Genomic DNA, 18,191 nt, shown 5'->3' with positions numbered 1-18,191 from the left:
TCATTGGTGTGTGATCTATCTTTCAAAATACTTCCTCCTAACAGGGAATTAGTGTAGATTCTCCTTCCAAATTCTAACTAATGCGAGCTGTTTAATGTTAAAGCTGTCAGACCTATGTAAAGGCTATGTCGATGGGGGGAGTTTCACCCTGTTTTGCAAGGTGCTGAATTAACATTAAACCAAGGTGACCAGCTAGCATTAATGGGAGAAAGCGGGTCAGGTAAAAGCACTTTACTGAACCTTATCGCGGGTTTAGACCTTGCTGATTCAGGTGAAATCGCTTTCCCTCACTTCAATATGCACGACTCAACCGAGCGTGATCGCACTGCTTATCGTAGAAACAACATTGGCCATATTTTTCAGCAGTTCAACTTACTGCCAACGCTAAATATTGCCGATAACATCCGTTTTTGCCGTCAGTTAAAAGGCTTACCTGAAGACAAAGGCCTCTGGAGGCAGATTCTTTCTGCTTTAGACCTTATGCCTTTGCTTGGCCGTTACCCAGAAGAAGCGTCTGGTGGTCAACAACAACGTGCGGCAATTGCGCGTGCGCTGTATATGGAACCAAAAATATTACTGGCCGATGAGCCGACCGGTAGTTTAGATGAGCGTAATGCAGAAGCCGTAATGCGTTTGCTGACCTCTTTGGCTCGCCAATTAGAATGTACCTTGTTGCTGGTGACACACAGTGAAAAAGTAGCACTGCACATGGATGGCAGGATCCGTCTACAAGGAGGGCAACTGCATGTTATGGCCCGTAGTTAAGGCACTACTCGGTCACTATCGACGTTACCCACTGCAGATTATTTTGGTATGGCTTGGTTTAACCCTCGGCGTATCACTTTTGGTTGGTGTTACTGCTATCAATCAACACGCCAAGCAAAGCTATGCACATGGCGAAAAACTCTTTTCGAATCCTCTTCCTTACCGTATTCGACCAAAACACAACGCTAATAAGATCCCACAAGGTTTTTATATCCAGCTTCGCCGTGAAGGCTTTCAACAGTGCTCTCCTTTTGACCACCATCGTATCACTGATGAAAACGGCGCGAACTTCATGCTTATCGGCATAGACCCTGTTTCTATGCTTCAGTTGCAGCCGGGTATTGCGTTAAAAGATCTCACCACTTTAAACCTCATGAAACCGCCATATCCAATCCTTGTAAGTGATGATCTCGCTGAACACATGGAGTGGAACAACGGTGATTACATTCCTCTGATGGATGGCTCTGAGCTCGGTCCTGTGGTTGTCGATCAAAACAACCTGATTAATGGCACCAGGTTAATAGCAGATATTTCCTTGCTCCGCATGCTTAAACGCAGTGCAGGGCTTTCAGTTATTGCTTGCTCAGACATGTCTACTGAGAAATTTGAGCGCCTAAAAAATATGTTGCCGAATGGGCTGACGATCACCCGCAGTTCTAAAGCGGAACTCGAGTCGCTGACCAGTGCTTTTCACTTAAATCTTAAAGCGATGGGTATGCTGTCGTTTGTGGTTGGCTTGTTTATTTTCTATCAAGCGATGTCGCTGTCGTTTATTCAGCGCCAACCGTTAGTCGGAATTTTAAGACAAACAGGTGTATCGGGCTGGCAACTGGCGAAAGCGCTTTGTTTAGAGTTGTTGCTATTGGTAGTACTGAGCTGGATCTGCGGTAATGTATTCGGTGTCATGTTGGCTAATCAATTGTTACCGGCAGTATCTTCAAGCTTAGGTGACCTATATGACGCCAATGTTGGTTTAACGATTGACTGGAATTGGCGATGGAGCGGTTACAGCTTGTTAATGGCACTACTTGGTGCCTTCTTAGCGTGTGCTTGGCCGCTGGTTCGTTTGCTTAGATCACAACCTATTCGTTTGACCTCTCGATTATCTTTGATGCGCTTTGCGGGTACGGAATTCACATGGCAAGCATTGATTGGGTGTGGCTTCTTGGTTGCAGCTGTCGCTGTGTATCAAGCCCCTCAGACTCAAGAGTCTGGTTTTGCGATTATTGCGTTGATGCTCGTCAGTGTGGCTCTGTTTACGCCATTCTTGATGTGGAAGCTATTTAATAGCCTCTCTTATTCACTGCGCTGGGTTCGTGCTCGTTGGTTCTTTGCTGATGCTGCGTCAAGTATGAGCTACCGTGGCGTAGCAACAATGGCGTTTATGTTGGCGCTGACTGCAAACATTGGTGTAGAAACCATGGTAGGTAGCTTTAGGGATACCACTGATAAATGGCTAACACAGCGTTTGGCTGCAGATCTTTACATCTACCCAACCAACAATGCCGCTGCTCGCATGAGTAACTGGCTGTCAGGCCAACCAGAAGTGGACTCAGTTTGGTGGCGTTGGGAAAAAGACGTAGCTTCTCCAGTGGGTAGTATTCAAGTGGTCAGTACTGGTCCTTCTGAAGGCGAACTAGAAGCTCTGACCATCAAATTAGGTATTCCGAACTACTGGTATCACTTACATCACTCGAAAGGTGTGTTGATCAGTGAGTCGATGTCTCTTAAGTTGGGGATTCGCCCAGGCGACTACATTGACCTTTATGACAACCTCGGTTCCGGTTGGCAGGTTGTCGGTGTTTACTACGACTATGGGAACCCTTACCATCAGGTCATGATGTCGCATCGAAACTGGCTGTATGGATTTGCAGGGCGCGGCAATGTGGGCCTTGGCGTGATACTCAAAGATGATGTCAATTCAGTAGGACTTCGCAGCCGACTGGAAAGTGTATTCAGGCTTGGTTCTGAGCGAGTTTTTGATAACAACAATATTCACAGTCAAGCAATGCGTGTGTTTGATAGAACGTTTGCGATCGCTGATACGTTGGGTAACATCACATTGGTTATCGCAGTCTTTGGTATCTTCTTCGCAACCGTTGCTGGTGAAGTGTCTCGACAAAGGCATATCTCGCTGCAGCGCTGTTTAGGTGTATCGGCGAAGGAGCTGATTCTGACAGGTAGCTTACAGTTGTTTGTGTTTGGGCTTATTTCCTCCTTGATTGCGATTCCGCTCGGTTTAGCGTTAGCAAGCTTGATTGTTGATATCGTTATTAAGCAGTCTTTTGGCTGGTCTCTCGAGTTACAAGTGATTCCTTGGGACTATTTACAGACATTTGCATGGGCCATGGCTGCATTGATGTTGGCTGGTGCTTTGCCAGTGATGAGAATGATTCGGAATACCCCGATGAAATCATTGAGGGATGCGCTTTAATATGCTTCAACGAAACGGCTCAACGAAACTCAGACACCGATTTATTTCCTCTCTATTACTGATTGGTTTCTTTGGCGCTATTTTAGGTATCTGGGCGTACTATTCTTATTTTGTTGACGTTGGTGAAAAGGGGGTTAACGAGGTTAACTCAGTACTTGTTAGCGAACACTTCAATGTGTTTGAGCCTGTGCTACCTGACCGCAGCGTTTCATTGCCTCGTGACTTTCAGTTCCACCCAGAATTCCAACACGAGTGGTGGCATTACTTTGCATCTCTAAAAGGGGATGACGGTAAAAAGTACTCAGTGCAGTGGAGCTTCTTCCGTATAGCTACTGATGAACGTGAGACTCCAGGGTGGCAAAGTCCTCAGGTCTATATTTCAAATGTTGTGATCTCCTCTGATTCCAAAGTTTGGAAAGAGCAACGTTTAGCGCGTGGTGGCATAGGCCAGGCGGGAATGACCAGTCGTCCGTTTAGGATTTGGATTGATAACTGGAACTGGCGCGCACTCGGTAGCACACCATTCCCAGGTCGACTTCAAGTGCAAACTGATACGTTTGGCCTTGAACTCGACACTATAGCGAAAGGCCCATACGTGCTCAACGGCGATAACGGCTATCAGAAAAAGCACGATTTATTACCTGTTGCGTCTTATAACTTCAGCGCTCCGTTCCTGTCTCTAAGTGGCGTGTTAAATTTGGACGGTGTTGCCAAGGAAGTTGAAGGCATTGCTTGGGTACATAAAGAGTGGGGTAGTGGCTTACTCGGAGTGGGCCAGCAAGGCTGGGATTGGTTCGTGTTTAATCTTGATGATGGTACAGCACTGAGCATTAACCGCTACCGCCATAATCAACAGTTGCCTTATGTTTTCGGAACATTGGCCACTCGCTCAGGTAAAGTGTACCAGCTCACGGACTCCGATATTTCTATTAAGCCTTTACAGAATACGACGCTACTGAATGGCAGAAGAATGCCACTGCAATGGATTATTAATGTGCCACAACACAATATCAACCTCACGACGCGTATCAAGCGCAGGGATATGTGGCTGCCTTTTGTCATACCCTATTGGGAAGGGCCAATTATGGCGAGCGGAAGCCATGAAGCAACAGGCTTTATGCAGTTAACAGGCTACTAAAAAACACCTAAGGCTATCATTTTATAGCCTTTTTTTATGTTTGCGATTCCTACCAGACTCGAATTATTTGTGCATACAGCCTTGGTGATCTCATCTATACTTATTTTATGGCGCATAATAATATTATGGAATATACGACGTATTGTTTAGTATTTGTAGGAAAAACCGAAGTTAAACATCCGAAGAAGTGATTATCTATCGATAAAGCTTGGATATAAACTCTGGGTTATTCTTTGTTATTCGTTTATTTAAATAATAAATATAAGGGCGAAATCATGACCGACGTCATCCGTGACTTCTTTAAATTGGAATCTGCTGGCGGCATCATCCTAGTCATCGCTGCGGCGATCGCAATGTTTGTAGCAAACTCACCACTGAACGAAATGTACCAAGGTGTACTTCATAGTTACGTTCTTGGTATGTCTGTGTCTCACTGGATTAACGATGGCTTAATGGCTGTCTTCTTCCTTCTAATCGGCTTAGAAGTTAAGCGCGAACTTTTAGAAGGCGCATTAAAGTCTAAAGAGACGGCAATCTTCCCAGCTATCGCTGCTGTGGGCGGTATGCTAGCTCCTGCACTTATTTACGTGCTATTTAACTCAAGTAACCCTGAAGCGCTTCAAGGTTGGGCTATCCCTGCTGCAACGGATATCGCATTCGCATTGGGCATCATGGCTCTTCTTGGTAACCGTGTACCGGTAAGCTTGAAGGTATTCTTATTAGCGTTGGCAATTATCGATGATTTAGGTGTTGTTGTTATCATTGCACTGTTCTACTCAGGCGACCTATCAACGCTTGCTCTGACGGTTGGCTTCATCGCGACTGGTGTGTTGTTCATGTTAAATAACAAGCATGTAACTAAGCTGAGCGTGTACTTAATTGTTGGTGCGATCCTGTGGTTCGCTGTATTGAAGTCTGGTGTTCACGCAACATTGGCTGGTGTAGTCATTGGTTTTGCTATCCCATTAAAAGGTAATAAAGGAGAACATTCTCCGCTGAAACACCTAGAACATGCACTGCACCCATATGTAGCTTTTGCTATTTTGCCAATCTTTGCATTTGCAAACGCAGGTATCTCACTGGAAGGAATATCACTTTCAAACCTTACAGGCATGCTACCGCTTGGTATTGCTATGGGTCTATTGGTTGGTAAGCCCCTGGGTATCTTCCTATTCAGCTGGGGCGCTGTGAAAACGGGTGTAGCTAAGCTTCCTGAAGGTGTGAACTTCATGAACATCTTCGCGGTATCTGTGTTGTGTGGCATTGGCTTTACTATGTCTATCTTCATCTCGTCACTGGCATTTGGTCCAACGAACGCAGATTTTGATACGCTTGCTCGATTAGGTATCCTGATGGGCTCAACAACTGCAGCTATCTTAGGTTACTTCCTGCTAAGTATTTCTCTACCGAAAACTAAGCATCAAGAAGTAAAACTATAATCGGTAATTGGTTCGATTAACCATCGAACCAATTCCTGAGCAACAAGTCAATTTCTGAGTAGCAAGAAGAGTCACAGAGTCATCCACACGATTTATGTGACGACAAAGAACAAAAAGCCGTGATAGGTAACCCTATCACGGCTTTATTGATCATGTTGCTAAGCTACTATTTGTAAGATAGCTTTTTTTGCAAGTACGGTGACAATGTCACGCTACTTTTCTAGTGTGGTAAAAATAGTCCACTCTTCAACGATCTGCTCACTTAACCCAACTACGGTCGCCGTTACCTTTCGGTTCAGTGCGTGTGAAGTAGGGTCATCACCATCGCTTTCTAAGCGTTCTTCGCCATAGCCAACAATTCTGACACGCTCTGGTTCTATACCATTCGACAATAACTCGTCTTGCACATTATTCGCTCGTTTCTTTGACAAATCTAAGTTGTACTCATTGGAACCCACTTTACTCGCGTAACCTTGGATTTCGATAGAAGCACTTTTGTAGGTTTCAAGGAACTCTGCCATCGTGCTGATTTGATCAGAAAATATTGGGTTCACTTCAAATGAGTCATGAGCAAAGAGTATCTTTAGCTGTCTGACTTCTTCTGCACGAATCGTTTCACCACAGCCATCATTATCGACTTGTGATGCTTCAGGCGTTCCTGGGCAGGTATCGCGTGCGTTTACCACACCATCTTTGTCATCATCTTGCAGGTCTGCAATCTGCTCCGCTTCAGGTGTCTCGATGTAGGCCTCTTCCTGTTGACTAGAGCAGGCGAATAGAGTCATCGTTAATACGGGAAGTAATAAGTAAGTTATTTTCATCATTAATACTCCACGGCCGTTGTCCACTCTTCTGGTATGTCGACCAGTAGAGCGTTCAATAAAGAACCGGTTGCGTTCATCACACGGTACTTAGCGTACTGCTCAGAGTAATGCGCATCTAGATAGTCTTTACGGGCTTCAAATAGTTCGTTCTCTGTGTTGAGCAAGTCAAGCAGAGTACGTTTGCCTATTCGGTATTGTTTTTCATAAGCGATAACGGTCTCCGAAGCTGAATCAACATGGTCAGATAGAAAATTTTTTTGTTGCAGTGTTAAATCTAAGGCACTCCATGAAAGGCGAAGGCCTTCTTCCACTTGGCGATAAGCGCGATCTCTCAGATCTTTTGCTTTATTCAATTGGTAAGCAGCTGCTTCGGAATTAGCACTGTCTGTTCCACCGTTGTACAAGTTATATCGCATGCGTAGCATCGCGAGGGTCTCTTGACTAGAGCCTTCATCGCCTCCCGCATCATCACGCCACGACTGTGATGCTTCAATAGAGAACGTAGGGTAGTTCACGCCTTTCGATTGTTTGTATTGAAAATGTGCTGCGTCGACATCAGCCGTTGCGATTTTTATAACGGGGTGTTTGTCCAAGGCATCAACAATGGCGTCCGTTAACGACAAAGGAATCCTCGAAATATCGGCTCGTGGGTAAATTAAGCCTAGGGGTTCTTGGCCAACTACTCGTCTGAACTGTGTGTGTGTATCGATCAAATTATTCTGTGCGGCCAACAAGTTACCATGAGCTTTTGCAATCCTAGCTTCTACCTGAGATACATCCGCGGTTGAGCCTATGCCTGAATTAGCTCGTTTCTTTATGTCTTTGTAGATTTTCTTGTGTATCGAAAGATTACTTTCTGACAGTGCCAGCACTTCAGTGGCTTTCACTGCATCTAAATAGATTTGAGTGACCTCCAGCGCTTTGTCTTCGGCATCTGCAATCAATTGTAAACGAACCGACTCGGCTTCTGCGGCGGTACGATCAATGTCGTACAGAGTCGCGGAACCATCCCAAAGCAATTGCGTGAGGGAAATCGTCGCTTCCTTTCTTGTTAGATCGGTATCTGGACCGTTGTTTGGTGCAGGGTTTATGCCTTCGTAACCAATACCGGCGTCAAGATCGATACTGGGCTTGTATGCACCTCCAGAGGCATCGTTACGCTTTTTCACGCTCACATATTCGTTAAAGATGCTTTTTATCTTTGGATTGGTTGCCAAAGTAATAGCCACCGACTGTTCCAGAGTTTGAGCGGCGAGTGGTGTTGCAGCAACTAAGCAACACATGATGGATAATTTGAACAATTTCAAAGTAGCTCTCCTTCTACTTTCAATGTCTCATCCGTTTCCCAACCTACGTTTACCGCTGAATTGAGTGAATGGTATTAAACGAAGCTTAGGACATTTGCAAAAAAATGCGAAGTTTGTTGGTTTTTTTTTGAATGTAAGTCGCTATTGCCATTGACTAATTTGAAAAGCGCTTTGGTTGTACTACTTTAGTGAGTTGATTATCAATAGTGCTACTACTAAATTTACTGTAGGAAATAGCCACAGCGCAGAGTGGGATTGGAGCCGCGTTTGGTGTGTTCTGGGTAGAAGTGGGAATATGGATATGGGAAATATCAACCTAAATATACTAGGTCTTGCTAGCGGGAGTGTAGTGCTCGACGCTCAAGGCCAAGTTCGACGTTTGTCTCCGGGCGAACAACCAGCCGCTAGCGACGTAATTATCAGTTTTGATACTAGTGAAGAGAGTGTGCCAAGTGTTTCTGCACGTTTTGTAGATAACCAGGGCCAACAAAATGTGCTAGATACTGATGACGCGGTCGCTCAAGTTCAGCGTGCTATTGAAGAAGGATTTGATCCAACAGAACTAGGAGATGAGTTTGATACTGCTGCTGGTGAGGAAGGCTCGAGTTTGACCAACAGCGGTAGGATTGAACGTACTGGGGCTGAAACTCAAGCTGCCACGAATTTTGAAACTGAAGGGTTTGAGTCTCAAGGATTGTCAGAAACTCAAAGTATTGCTCTTTTTGATATCATCGCTTTTGCGCTTATTTCAGGTGAAACTAATGTTATTGAGTTTGAGCAGGATGAACCAATTGAGACAGGTGGCGCTTTAACCAGCGATGATCCGGACGTTACCTTTATTGGCAAAGAGGTCGCTGGAGATAATGAGCTCGGGACCTTTGTTGTAAACGAAGATGGTACTTGGACCTTCGTGGCCAATAGCCCTTATGATGAGCTTGCCGATGGCGAGCAAATTCAAGATACGACGACAGTACAAACCTCCGATGGAGGCGAACAAGTCATCACTGTAACGATAATTGGTACTGATGATGCGGCTGTTGCCACTGATGACTCAGGCAGTGTAACTGAGGACATTGATGTAGATGACATCACCAATCAATTGGTAACGTCTGGTCAGATCGTGATTACAGATGTAGACAGCGACACTCCCACCTTTTCAGCTGATGGTGAGTTTAACCTCGTAGGTTCAACAAACGATTCACAGCTAGGCATATTGAGCATCGACCCTGACGGCGTGTGGACTTACGTAGTTAACAACGATGATGTTCAGTACTTGGATGACGATGAGTTCGTAACCGAGGTTTATACCGTGACAGCAAGTGACGGTACCACGAGCGAAGTGACCATTACTATTAATGGTGCAGATGATCCATCTGATATAACCGTTGGCGAAGGTGATTCAGACACAGGTGAAGTGACTGAGGATGTGGATGTTGACCTAGAGAGCAACAACTTAATAACTTCTGGGACACTAACCATCACCGATGTCGACGATAACGATGTCGCTGCTTTTCAACCAAACGGTACGTTTAACCCAGAAGGCTCAACCAATGATACTGCGTTGGGTATGTTGACCATTACCGACGATGGTGAATGGACTTACGTCGTGGACAACGATGATGTGCAATATCTTGATGACGATGAGTTCGTTACCGAGGTTTACACGGTTACTGCGATTGACGGAACCACAAGTGAAGTGACCATCACCATAAACGGTGCCGATGATCCGTCTGAGATCACCGTTGGTGAAGGTGATTCTGACATGGGTGAGGTGACGGAAGATGTCGATGTCGATCCTGATACCAACGAACTTTCAGTTTCAGGTACTTTAACGATTACTGATGTCGATACTAGCGATATGCCCGCCTTTAAACCTAATGGTGTGTTTACCCCTATTGGATCTACTTATGCACTTGCTCTGGGCATGTTAACTATTACTCCTGAGGGGGCATGGAGTTATGTCGTTGATAACGATGCGGTTCAATACTTGAATGATGATGACGTGGTTATTGAGCGATATGTGGTAACCGCTATTGATGGTGTAGAGCATGTTATCGAGATAACAATCAATGGTGTCAATGACGCACCTGAAGCGACCAGCTTTACGGTCGTTAATGATCAGGACGCGGTCATACCTATCCTCTTCGATTCTGAAGATGGTGGTATGCCAGATTACATCTCAGATGTAGAAGATGACCATGACGACATTCCACTTAATATTCGGATAGAAAGTTTGCCAACCAACGGCAGCCTTTTGTATACCGACGAAAATGGCGTCACGAGAGAAATCGTTCAGTCTGATGTTGATAACGGTGTGTTGTTTGTTCCGAACAATATCAGTTTTGTAGCTGGGCCTGGAGAAATGTTTGAAATGGGCTTTAGTGGCGATCCTGAGGATATACCAGATCTTGTTGATGGTTTCTATAATTGGGGTGTAGAAGTTTCACCAACCGAAAGACTAATTACCCTGGACAACGGTAATACGATTACACTAACTATCGAAGATAACAATAATAAACCGTTGAAACAGTATCAAGGTGAACAACCTCATGTCGGCTTTGGTATCGGTGATACCGATGGTAGCGGCATGAACAAACAGGAGACCTTGTTCCTCGACTTTACTAATAATCCATTAGAGGTTGTTGACTTTGGTTTAGATGGTTTGGGTGGTTCATTTAACACTGATAGTAATGTTTATGTTGAAGTGCTCTATACCTTTGCTGATGGCACTACTCAGACGGAGCAATATCAAAAAGATCCAGGAGATACAGGGAATAGCCAAATTCTGTATGATTTTAGTTATTCTTCACCAGACAATCCGATTGTTGGGATGGAGCTGTCATCGACAGGGGGCAGTTGGGAGTTACGCTATGTTCAAGGTAACGAGGCGGTAACTGAAGACCCGCAGTTTGATTATGTCGCGGTCGACTCTAATGGTGCAGAAAGCACGGTAGAGACGGTCACCATAGATATCGAAGCTCCGCAGCAATATAACGTTATTAGTGCGGCGAGTAATGAACCTTTGTATGCCGAGTCAGGCAATGATTTGCTGATTGGAGATAGCGGAGACAACATCTTCACTTGGCTAGACTCTGCGCTTGACAACGGTACTGATATTATTAAAGATTTCGAGCTTTATACAGGTGGTTCTGGGGACCTGATCAACCTCAATGATTTGGTCGAAGACCCTCAAGATGAGACTCAAATGGCAGAGCTACTTGATGCGATTGAGGTCTCTGTCGACGGAGAAGATATTGCGTTGTCCATTCCAATCACTGGAGGGGATGATGTTCAAACTATCGTTGTTGAGGGGATTGCGACTGAACTGGCTGGTTCGGTTGACCTAGGTAATGACTTAGCTGTGCTAGGAGAACTGATAAAAAATGATGCTGCTTAATTAGATAAAGTGAAAGGCTCTAACGCTTAACGTAAGCAAAGCCCTCGATTTCGGGGGCTTTTTTGTGTCGAGTACCAGCCAAAGAAAAGGTATCGGAACAACACACAAAAAAAGCCCAAACCAACGTGGTTTGGGCGGATACAAGTATAGGAGTTAATAAGGAAAATGCAGTAATTAAGAAAGCAGTGAGAAGAACAAGTTTGACGGCCTGTTAAACTTCTAAATACGCTGTTTTCTACCTAATTTATGACCCTCCATTTCTATTTCAGTTCCAAGAAAATTCATTATTTTTTTATTTTTTTGTAAACACACAGCGATTCAATCGGTTAGTGCTGAGTTCTATTGACTGGTACGACCAATTTGTGAAAATGTGATGTTGCTTGCTTGTTAAATAAATGTACTAAGCGTATATTTCAAACAGTTGTTTAATACGAGTGATTGAAATGGCACCAAGAAGTACAACCAAAGACAAAATCTTAGATGTGGCTGAAGGCTTATTTGCTGAGCACGGTTTTAATGACACCTCTTTACGCACGATTACGAGTAAAGCGAATGTCAACTTAGCTTCAGTGAACTATCACTTTGGCGATAAGAAGACTCTGGTTCGTGCGGTACTCAATCGTTACTTAGAAGCATTTATGCCAGCACTGCAAGATGCATTAGTGAACTTAAACTTGAACGAAACGTATTCTATGAGTGACGTGTTTGAGTCTTTGAGACAGCCACTAAGAGCACTTAATGATGTTAGGCCAAATGGTACAAGTCGATTCATGTTGCTTATCGGCAGAGGCTATACGGATGTGCAAGGGCACCTGCGTTGGTTCATTACTACGCGTTATAGCGAAGTACTTTCTCTGTTTACGACGTCAGTAATGAAGGCGAATCCGAACCTCACTCAAGAACAGTTATTTTGGCGATTACACTTCACCCTAGGGACTTGTGTATTCACCATGGCATCAAGTCAGGCTCTGGTAGAAATTGCAGAGAATGACTATGGCAGAAAGATAGATGCTAAAGCGGTGGTCGATATTCTTATTCCATATTTAGCCGCTGGCATGTCAGCAGAAGAATAAAACAATAAAAAGCGAAACATTCACAACCAATATAGTGAACAAAAGGATCTGAACTATGAGCTCTCTAAGACAAAAATGGGTAAGTGACCCAGCTTTTAAACTCTTTAAAAAAGTACTACCACCACTATCTAGCACTGAGAAAGAAGCGATGGAAGCGGGTAGCGTGTGGTGGGACGGAGAGCTGTTTTCTGGTAAACCAGATTTCACTAAGCTTCACCAATACCCAAAACCTCAGCTAACAGCAGAAGAGCAATCGTTCATGGATAATGAGCTTGAAACTTTGCTGGCTATGCTTGATGACCACCAAATTGTAAAAGAAGACCGAGACCTTCCTGAGGAGGTATGGAATTTCTTACGTAAAGAACGTTTCTTCTCGCTAATTATTGCGAAAGAGTACGGCGGTCGTGAATTTTCAGCACACGCAAACTCGACCATCGTAACTAAGATTGCGACTCGCAGTATCAGTACTGCGGTTTCAGTTATGGTTCCAAACTCTCTTGGCCCAGGTGAGCTGCTGTCTCACTACGGTACTCAAGACCAAAAAGATTACTGGCTACCACGTCTTGCTGACGGTACCGATATCCCATGTTTTGCATTAACAGGCCCTGAAGCCGGTTCTGATGCGGGTGGTATCCCTGATGTCGGCACTGTGTGTATGGGAATGCACGAAGGTAAAGAGACGTTAGGTATTAAGCTTAACTGGAACAAACGCTACATTACACTAGCACCAGTAGCGACTGTACTTGGTTTGGCTTTCAAACTGCACGATCCTGAGAAACTACTTGGTGACAAGGAAGACATTGGTATCACTTGTGCATTAATCCCAGCTGATCATGAAGGTGTTGTGATTGGTGAGCGTCATGACCCACTTGGTCTTGCATTCATGAATGGTCCAACACGTGGTCACGATGTATTTATTCCTATGGAATGGCTAATCGGTGGCGCAGATTACGCAGGTAAAGGCTGGCGTATGCTGGTGGAATGTCTGTCTGCGGGGCGTGGTATCTCATTACCAGCGCTTGGCACGGCGATGGGCCACCTAACAGCGAAAACTACCGGTGCGTACGCTTATGTTCGTAAGCAGTTTGGTATGTCGATTGGTAAATTTGAAGGTGTTGCTGAGAGCCTAGGCCGTATTGGTGGCTTAACATACCTACTTGAAGCAACTCGTACACTGACAACCACTTCACTTGATATGAAAGAGAAGCCGGGTATCGTAACGGCTATCGCGAAATATCACATGACAGAAATGGCGCGTACGATTCTGAATGATTCGATGGATATCCACTCGGGTCGCGCAATTCAAGATGGCCCGATGAACTACTTGGCAGCGCCGTACCTAGGTATTCCGGTTGCTATCACAGTAGAAGGTGCGAACATCCTGACTCGTAACCTGATGATCTTCGGTCAAGGTGCGACACGTTGTCACCCATACGTGTTAAGCGAAATGGAAGCGGCAGCAAACCCAGATGAGAAGCAAGGTGCGAAGGACTTCGATAACTTGTTGTTCAAGCATATTGGTCACGCGACTAAGAACACGTTTGGTGCGTTCGGTGCGGCATTAACAGGCTCTAAGTTCATTAAAGCGGATATGAGCGGCCCAACGAAGCCTTACTACCAAGACCTGACTCGCTTGAGCCGTGCGCTTGCTGTAAGTGCGGATTTCGCAATGCTTACACTAGGCGGCGAACTTAAACGCAAAGAGCTTATCTCTGCACGTCTAGGTGATGGTCTAAGTTACTTATACATGGCGTCTGCAGCGCTTAAGAAGTATGAAGACGAAGGTCGTCAACAAGCTGACCTTGACTACGTACACTACGCGGTTCAACACTGTTTCCATAACGCGGCGAAATCTCTACAAGAAGCGTACAGAAACTTCCCGAACAAGATGGTTGGTAAAGTACTTAAAGGTCTTGTTTTCCCTGTAGGTAACCACTTTGAAAAACCAAGTGATAACCTAACGGTACAACTGGCTGAAAGCTTGATGACTCCGGGTGCACACCGTGAACGTCTGACTCATCTTTGCTACATCGGTAAAGAAGAAGAGGATAGCGTTGGCCTGATGGAGAGCGCGTTCAATGCGATGTACAGCATTAAGCCTCTTGAGCGTAAGATCTTCAAAGCGGTGAAAGAGGGCAAAGTTGCTCGTAAAGGTTTGTTAGAAGATAAACTTGCTCAAGCACTTGCTGCTGATGTACTAACGCAAGAAGAAGTTGATCAGATTGTGGCTGCCGATAAGCTGCGTTACGCTGCGATTCAAGTTGACCACTTCAGTCATGACTTTAGTGAAACTTTGACGCGAAAAGAGTTAAAACCTAAGCTAAATAGCGTTGCTTAGATAAAGAAATGACAAAAGGCACCTAATAAGGTGCCTTTTTTTGTTTTTGTCGTAGAAGTCGCAATAGACGCGTTAACAAATGGTGACTTAGTCAGCAAATATTCGCTGAGTGCTCCAACCACTTGCATTTTCACCACATTTTTACAGAAATTAGATGCCATTTGCGTACGAAACTTTTATCCTTAACCTGATTTTTTAAGGAAGTTGAATATGATCATCAAACCTCGAATTCGCGGATTCATCTGTACTACAACACATCCAGTCGGTTGTGAAGCTAATGTAAAAGAACAAATTGCTTACACAAAAGCTCAAGGCCCAATCGCAAACGCACCTAAACGTGTACTAGTTGTTGGCTCTTCAAGTGGCTACGGCTTGTCTTCACGTATTGCGGCTGCATTTGGTGGCGGCGCTTCAACTATCGGTGTTTTCTTCGAGAAAGCCGGTACTGAGAAAAAGCCGGGCACAGCTGGTTTCTACAACTCAGCAGCGTTCGACAAGCTAGCTAAAGAAGAAGGCCTGTATTCAAAAAGCCTGAACGGCGATGCTTTCTCTAACGAAGCGAAACAGAAAACAATTGATCTGATCAAAGAAGATCTAGGTCAAATCGATATGGTTGTGTACTCACTGGCGTCTCCAGTGCGTAAAATGCCAGAGACTGGCGAAGTGATTCGTTCAGCTCTAAAACCTATCGGCGAAACGTACACATCAACTGCGGTTGATACCAACAAAGACACTATCATCGAAGCAAGTGTTGAGCCTGCATCTGAAGAAGAAATCAAAGACACTGTTACAGTAATGGGCGGTGAAGATTGGGAACTTTGGATCAATGCTCTATCTGAAGCCGGTGTTCTAGCTGACGGTTGTAAGACTGTTGCTTACAGCTACATCGGCACTGAACTAACGTGGCCAATCTACTGGGATGGCGCGCTAGGTAAAGCTAAGATGGATCTAGACCGTGCAGCGTCAGCGCTTAACGAGAAACTAGGCCAAACTGGTGGTACTGCAAACGTTGCTGTTCTTAAGTCTGTTGTGACTCAAGCAAGTTCTGCAATTCCTGTTATGCCTCTTTACATCGCTATGGTGTTCAAGAAGATGCGTGAAGAAGGTATTCACGAAGGTTGTATGGAACAGATCTTCCGTATGTTCAGCCAACGTCTATACAAAGATGACGGCAGCGCGCCAGAAGTAGATGAAGTGAACCGTCTACGTCTAGATGATCTTGAGCTTCGCGAAGACATCCAAGATCACTGTCGTAACCTATGGCCTCAAATCACAACTGAGAACCTAAAAGAACTGACTGACTACGTAGAGTACAAAGAAGAGTTCTTGAAGCTATTTGGTTTCGGTGTTGAAGGTGTTGATTACGAAGCTGACGTTAACCCAGCTGTTGAATTTGATGTAGCTGACATCTAATTCAAACTATCGAATCTAAACGAATAGGCGCTCATTGAGCGCCTATTTTTTTGTCTGTTATCTGAGTAAAGAAATTAGGAGCAGATACGGGATACGAGTAGAGAGATGCGAAGAGATTGAGAGCAGATACGAGTGACGAGATTCGAGATACGAAGAGAGTTAAGAGCAAGAGCAAGAGCGGGGAAGAAGGCTTGAATTGCTTAAAACAGGCCATAAAAAATGCACTAACCCAAAGATGAATTAGTGCATTTTAAATATCTAATCTAAAGCGCTATAACGCTGAATAAACTAGCTAATGATGATGATAAAAGTACCAGCTAAGGTCATTAATATATTGGCTATCGCATAGGTACCTGCATAACCCAGAGCCGGAATGGTTGAGCGAGCATGGTCGTTTACGATGTCCATTGCTGGAGCACAGGTTCGTGCACCGATGATCGCACCAAACAGCAGCGCGCGGTTCATTTTCAGCACGTAAGCGCCAACTAAGTAAGCGAAGAATACCGGTAGCACACTCACCACCAGAGCAATACCAATGACCTGTGGGCCAACTTGGGTTAAGTGCTCAAATATCTTACCACCGGCGCTTAAGCCGATACCGACCATAAAGAACATCAAACCGAGGTCTTTGACCATATTCAACGCACCCTGAGGTACATAACCGAAAGTAGGGTGGTTCGCTCGTAGGAAACCAAGCATGATGCCTGAAAGAAGAAGGCCTACTGCGTTACCTAGTCCAAACGAAACCTGACCGAATGTCATGGTGATCAAACCAAACAAAATACCCAGAATGAAGAAGCTACAGAAGGCCATCAAATCTGCCATTTGACTGTGGATTGAGATGAAACCAATTTTCTCGGCTAGGCCGTGGACACGACTCTTTTCGCCACTCACTTGCAGTACATCACCTTTAGAAAGCACGATGTTTAAGTCCATCGGCATTTCAATCTGAGCACGTACTACGCGGTTAAGGAAACAGCCGTATTCAGACAGGTTTAAGTCAGATAAGCGTTTACCTGCGATGCTGTCACTTTTGACGACAATCTCTTCTTCCACGATACGTAGATCGAGTAGGTTACGGTCGAAAACCTCTTTACCGTTACGGAAGCTTGGGTCTAGACGAGCGTGGCTGTCTGGGAAGCCAACCAATGCGATTTCATCGCCTTCTTGTAGAATTGCATCACCATCTGGGTGGGCAAGAATACCATTACGTCGAATACGTTCGATGTAACAGCCTGTTTGGCGATAGATGCCCAGTTCACGCAGGTTCTTACCATCAGTCCAAGAGATAAGCTCTGGGCCCACACGATAAGCACGAATAATAGGCAGATAAACCTTACGTTGGCCAGAAGCACCCAAACCACGTTCTTGAGCTATCTGCTCGGCCGAGTCGTGTAGGTTTACTTTCTGAAGTTTTGGAATCAGGCGAGCAAACATGATCATGCTGATTAAGCCAACCAAGTAAGCCATCGCGTAACCCACCGATAGGTTCTCGATAATCAGGCTCAAGTCCATGTTTCTTGGCACTTCAGCAAGCCCAGAATTAAGAGCGTCTTGTGCACCTACCAAGATTGGCGTTGCTGTAAGCGCACCTGCCATCATGCCGGCAGATAAGCCGAAGCCAAGGCCAAGGTAATGACTGCTGAAATAGGTGAGGGCAATCGCGGTAGAAAGTACCACAAGGCTTAGAATGAGGTAATGCTTACCATCTCTAAAGAAAATACCGAAGAAGTTCGGCCCAGCCTCAATGCCAACACAGTAGATAAACAACATGAAACCAATAGTGAGACCGTCTGCGTTAAAGGAAAAGCCAAGATGCCCCATGACAAGAGAAGTAATCAGAACACCGATTGAGTTACCCAGTTGGAGGCTACCGAAACGAATTTTACCAATGGCTAAACCAATCGATAAAACAACAAAAATGAGGAGGATGGGGTTTTGTTCTAGCAAATAAACAACGTCGATATTCACAGTGGTCGCTCAATAATTGGCGTGAAACACAGGGTAAGTTTGAGGGATGAATTGTATCTAAATATAAATAAATTATAAGCGGTATTTTACTA

The 18,191-nt window shown here is 44.8% G+C and carries 10 protein-coding genes and 1 pseudogene; 8 read left to right on the top strand and 3 right to left on the bottom strand.

All coding sequences use genetic code 11. From position 1 onward, the window contains the following. Positions 1 to 94 precede the first annotated feature (94 nt). The 4 genes and pseudogenes from AB8613_RS02300 (at position 95) to nhaA (ending at position 5,776) form a co-directional block, all read left to right on the top strand. Positions 95 to 765: pseudogene (locus AB8613_RS02300) on the top strand (ABC transporter ATP-binding protein). After that, entirely contained in the window at positions 746 to 3,199 is a 2,454-nt protein-coding gene (locus AB8613_RS02295; protein ID WP_146492368.1) for an ABC transporter permease, read from the top strand. The pseudogene AB8613_RS02300 and the gene AB8613_RS02295 overlap by 20 nt, the downstream one beginning before the upstream one ends. Beyond that, complete coding sequence (locus AB8613_RS02290; RefSeq protein WP_372384371.1) at positions 3,189 to 4,337, top strand: lipocalin-like domain-containing protein; 1,149 nt, start codon at positions 3,189 to 3,191, stop codon at positions 4,335 to 4,337. The genes AB8613_RS02295 and AB8613_RS02290 overlap by 11 nt, the downstream gene beginning before the upstream one ends. 275 nt (positions 4,338 to 4,612) lie before the next feature. After that, positions 4,613 to 5,776, top strand: a complete 1,164-nt coding sequence (gene nhaA / locus AB8613_RS02285) for a Na+/H+ antiporter NhaA (RefSeq protein WP_060982751.1) — start codon at positions 4,613 to 4,615, stop codon at positions 5,774 to 5,776. Positions 5,777 to 5,988: 212 nt separating this feature from the next. Here the strand turns inward: nhaA and AB8613_RS02280 are convergent, their stop codons facing one another. Further along, entirely contained in the window at positions 5,989 to 6,600 is a 612-nt protein-coding gene (locus AB8613_RS02280) for an OmpA family protein (RefSeq protein WP_060982750.1), read from the bottom strand. After that, a complete protein-coding gene (locus AB8613_RS02275) occupies positions 6,600 to 7,907 on the bottom strand; it encodes a TolC family outer membrane protein (RefSeq protein WP_372384370.1) in 1,308 nt (435 codons plus the stop codon). The genes AB8613_RS02280 and AB8613_RS02275 overlap by 1 nt, the downstream gene beginning before the upstream one ends. 301 nt (positions 7,908 to 8,208) lie before the next feature. Here AB8613_RS02275 and AB8613_RS02270 point away from each other — a divergent pair, with 301 nt between their 5' ends. From AB8613_RS02270 to fabV, 4 genes are all read left to right on the top strand, one after another. After that, a complete protein-coding gene (locus tag AB8613_RS02270; RefSeq protein WP_372384369.1) occupies positions 8,209 to 11,304 on the top strand; it encodes a VCBS domain-containing protein in 3,096 nt (1,031 codons plus the stop codon). Positions 11,305 to 11,747: 443 nt separating this feature from the next. Continuing rightward, positions 11,748 to 12,377, top strand: a complete 630-nt coding sequence (locus AB8613_RS02265) for a TetR/AcrR family transcriptional regulator (protein WP_052878168.1) — start codon at positions 11,748 to 11,750, stop codon at positions 12,375 to 12,377. Positions 12,378 to 12,432: 55 nt separating this feature from the next. Next, on the top strand, positions 12,433 to 14,715 hold the full coding sequence (locus AB8613_RS02260) for an acyl-CoA dehydrogenase (protein WP_372384368.1): 2,283 nt from the start codon (positions 12,433 to 12,435) through the stop codon (positions 14,713 to 14,715). Between the two features lie 210 nt (positions 14,716 to 14,925). Next, positions 14,926 to 16,128: an enoyl-ACP reductase FabV gene (gene fabV / locus AB8613_RS02255; protein WP_372384367.1), complete on the top strand. Its 1,203-nt coding sequence runs from the start codon at positions 14,926 to 14,928 to the stop codon at positions 16,126 to 16,128. A 288-nt stretch (positions 16,129 to 16,416) separates the two neighbouring features. Here the strand turns inward: fabV and AB8613_RS02250 are convergent, their stop codons facing one another. Next, entirely contained in the window at positions 16,417 to 18,099 is a 1,683-nt protein-coding gene (locus AB8613_RS02250; RefSeq protein WP_372384366.1) for an aspartate:alanine antiporter, read from the bottom strand. Positions 18,100 to 18,191 lie beyond the last annotated feature (92 nt).

Source organism: Vibrio sp. BS-M-Sm-2 (assembly GCF_041504345.1).
Lineage (GTDB): Bacteria > Pseudomonadota > Gammaproteobacteria > Enterobacterales > Vibrionaceae > Vibrio > Vibrio satsumensis.
Note: the sequence above shows the minus strand (reverse complement) of the source record. Positions and strands in the feature narration are given on the sequence as shown.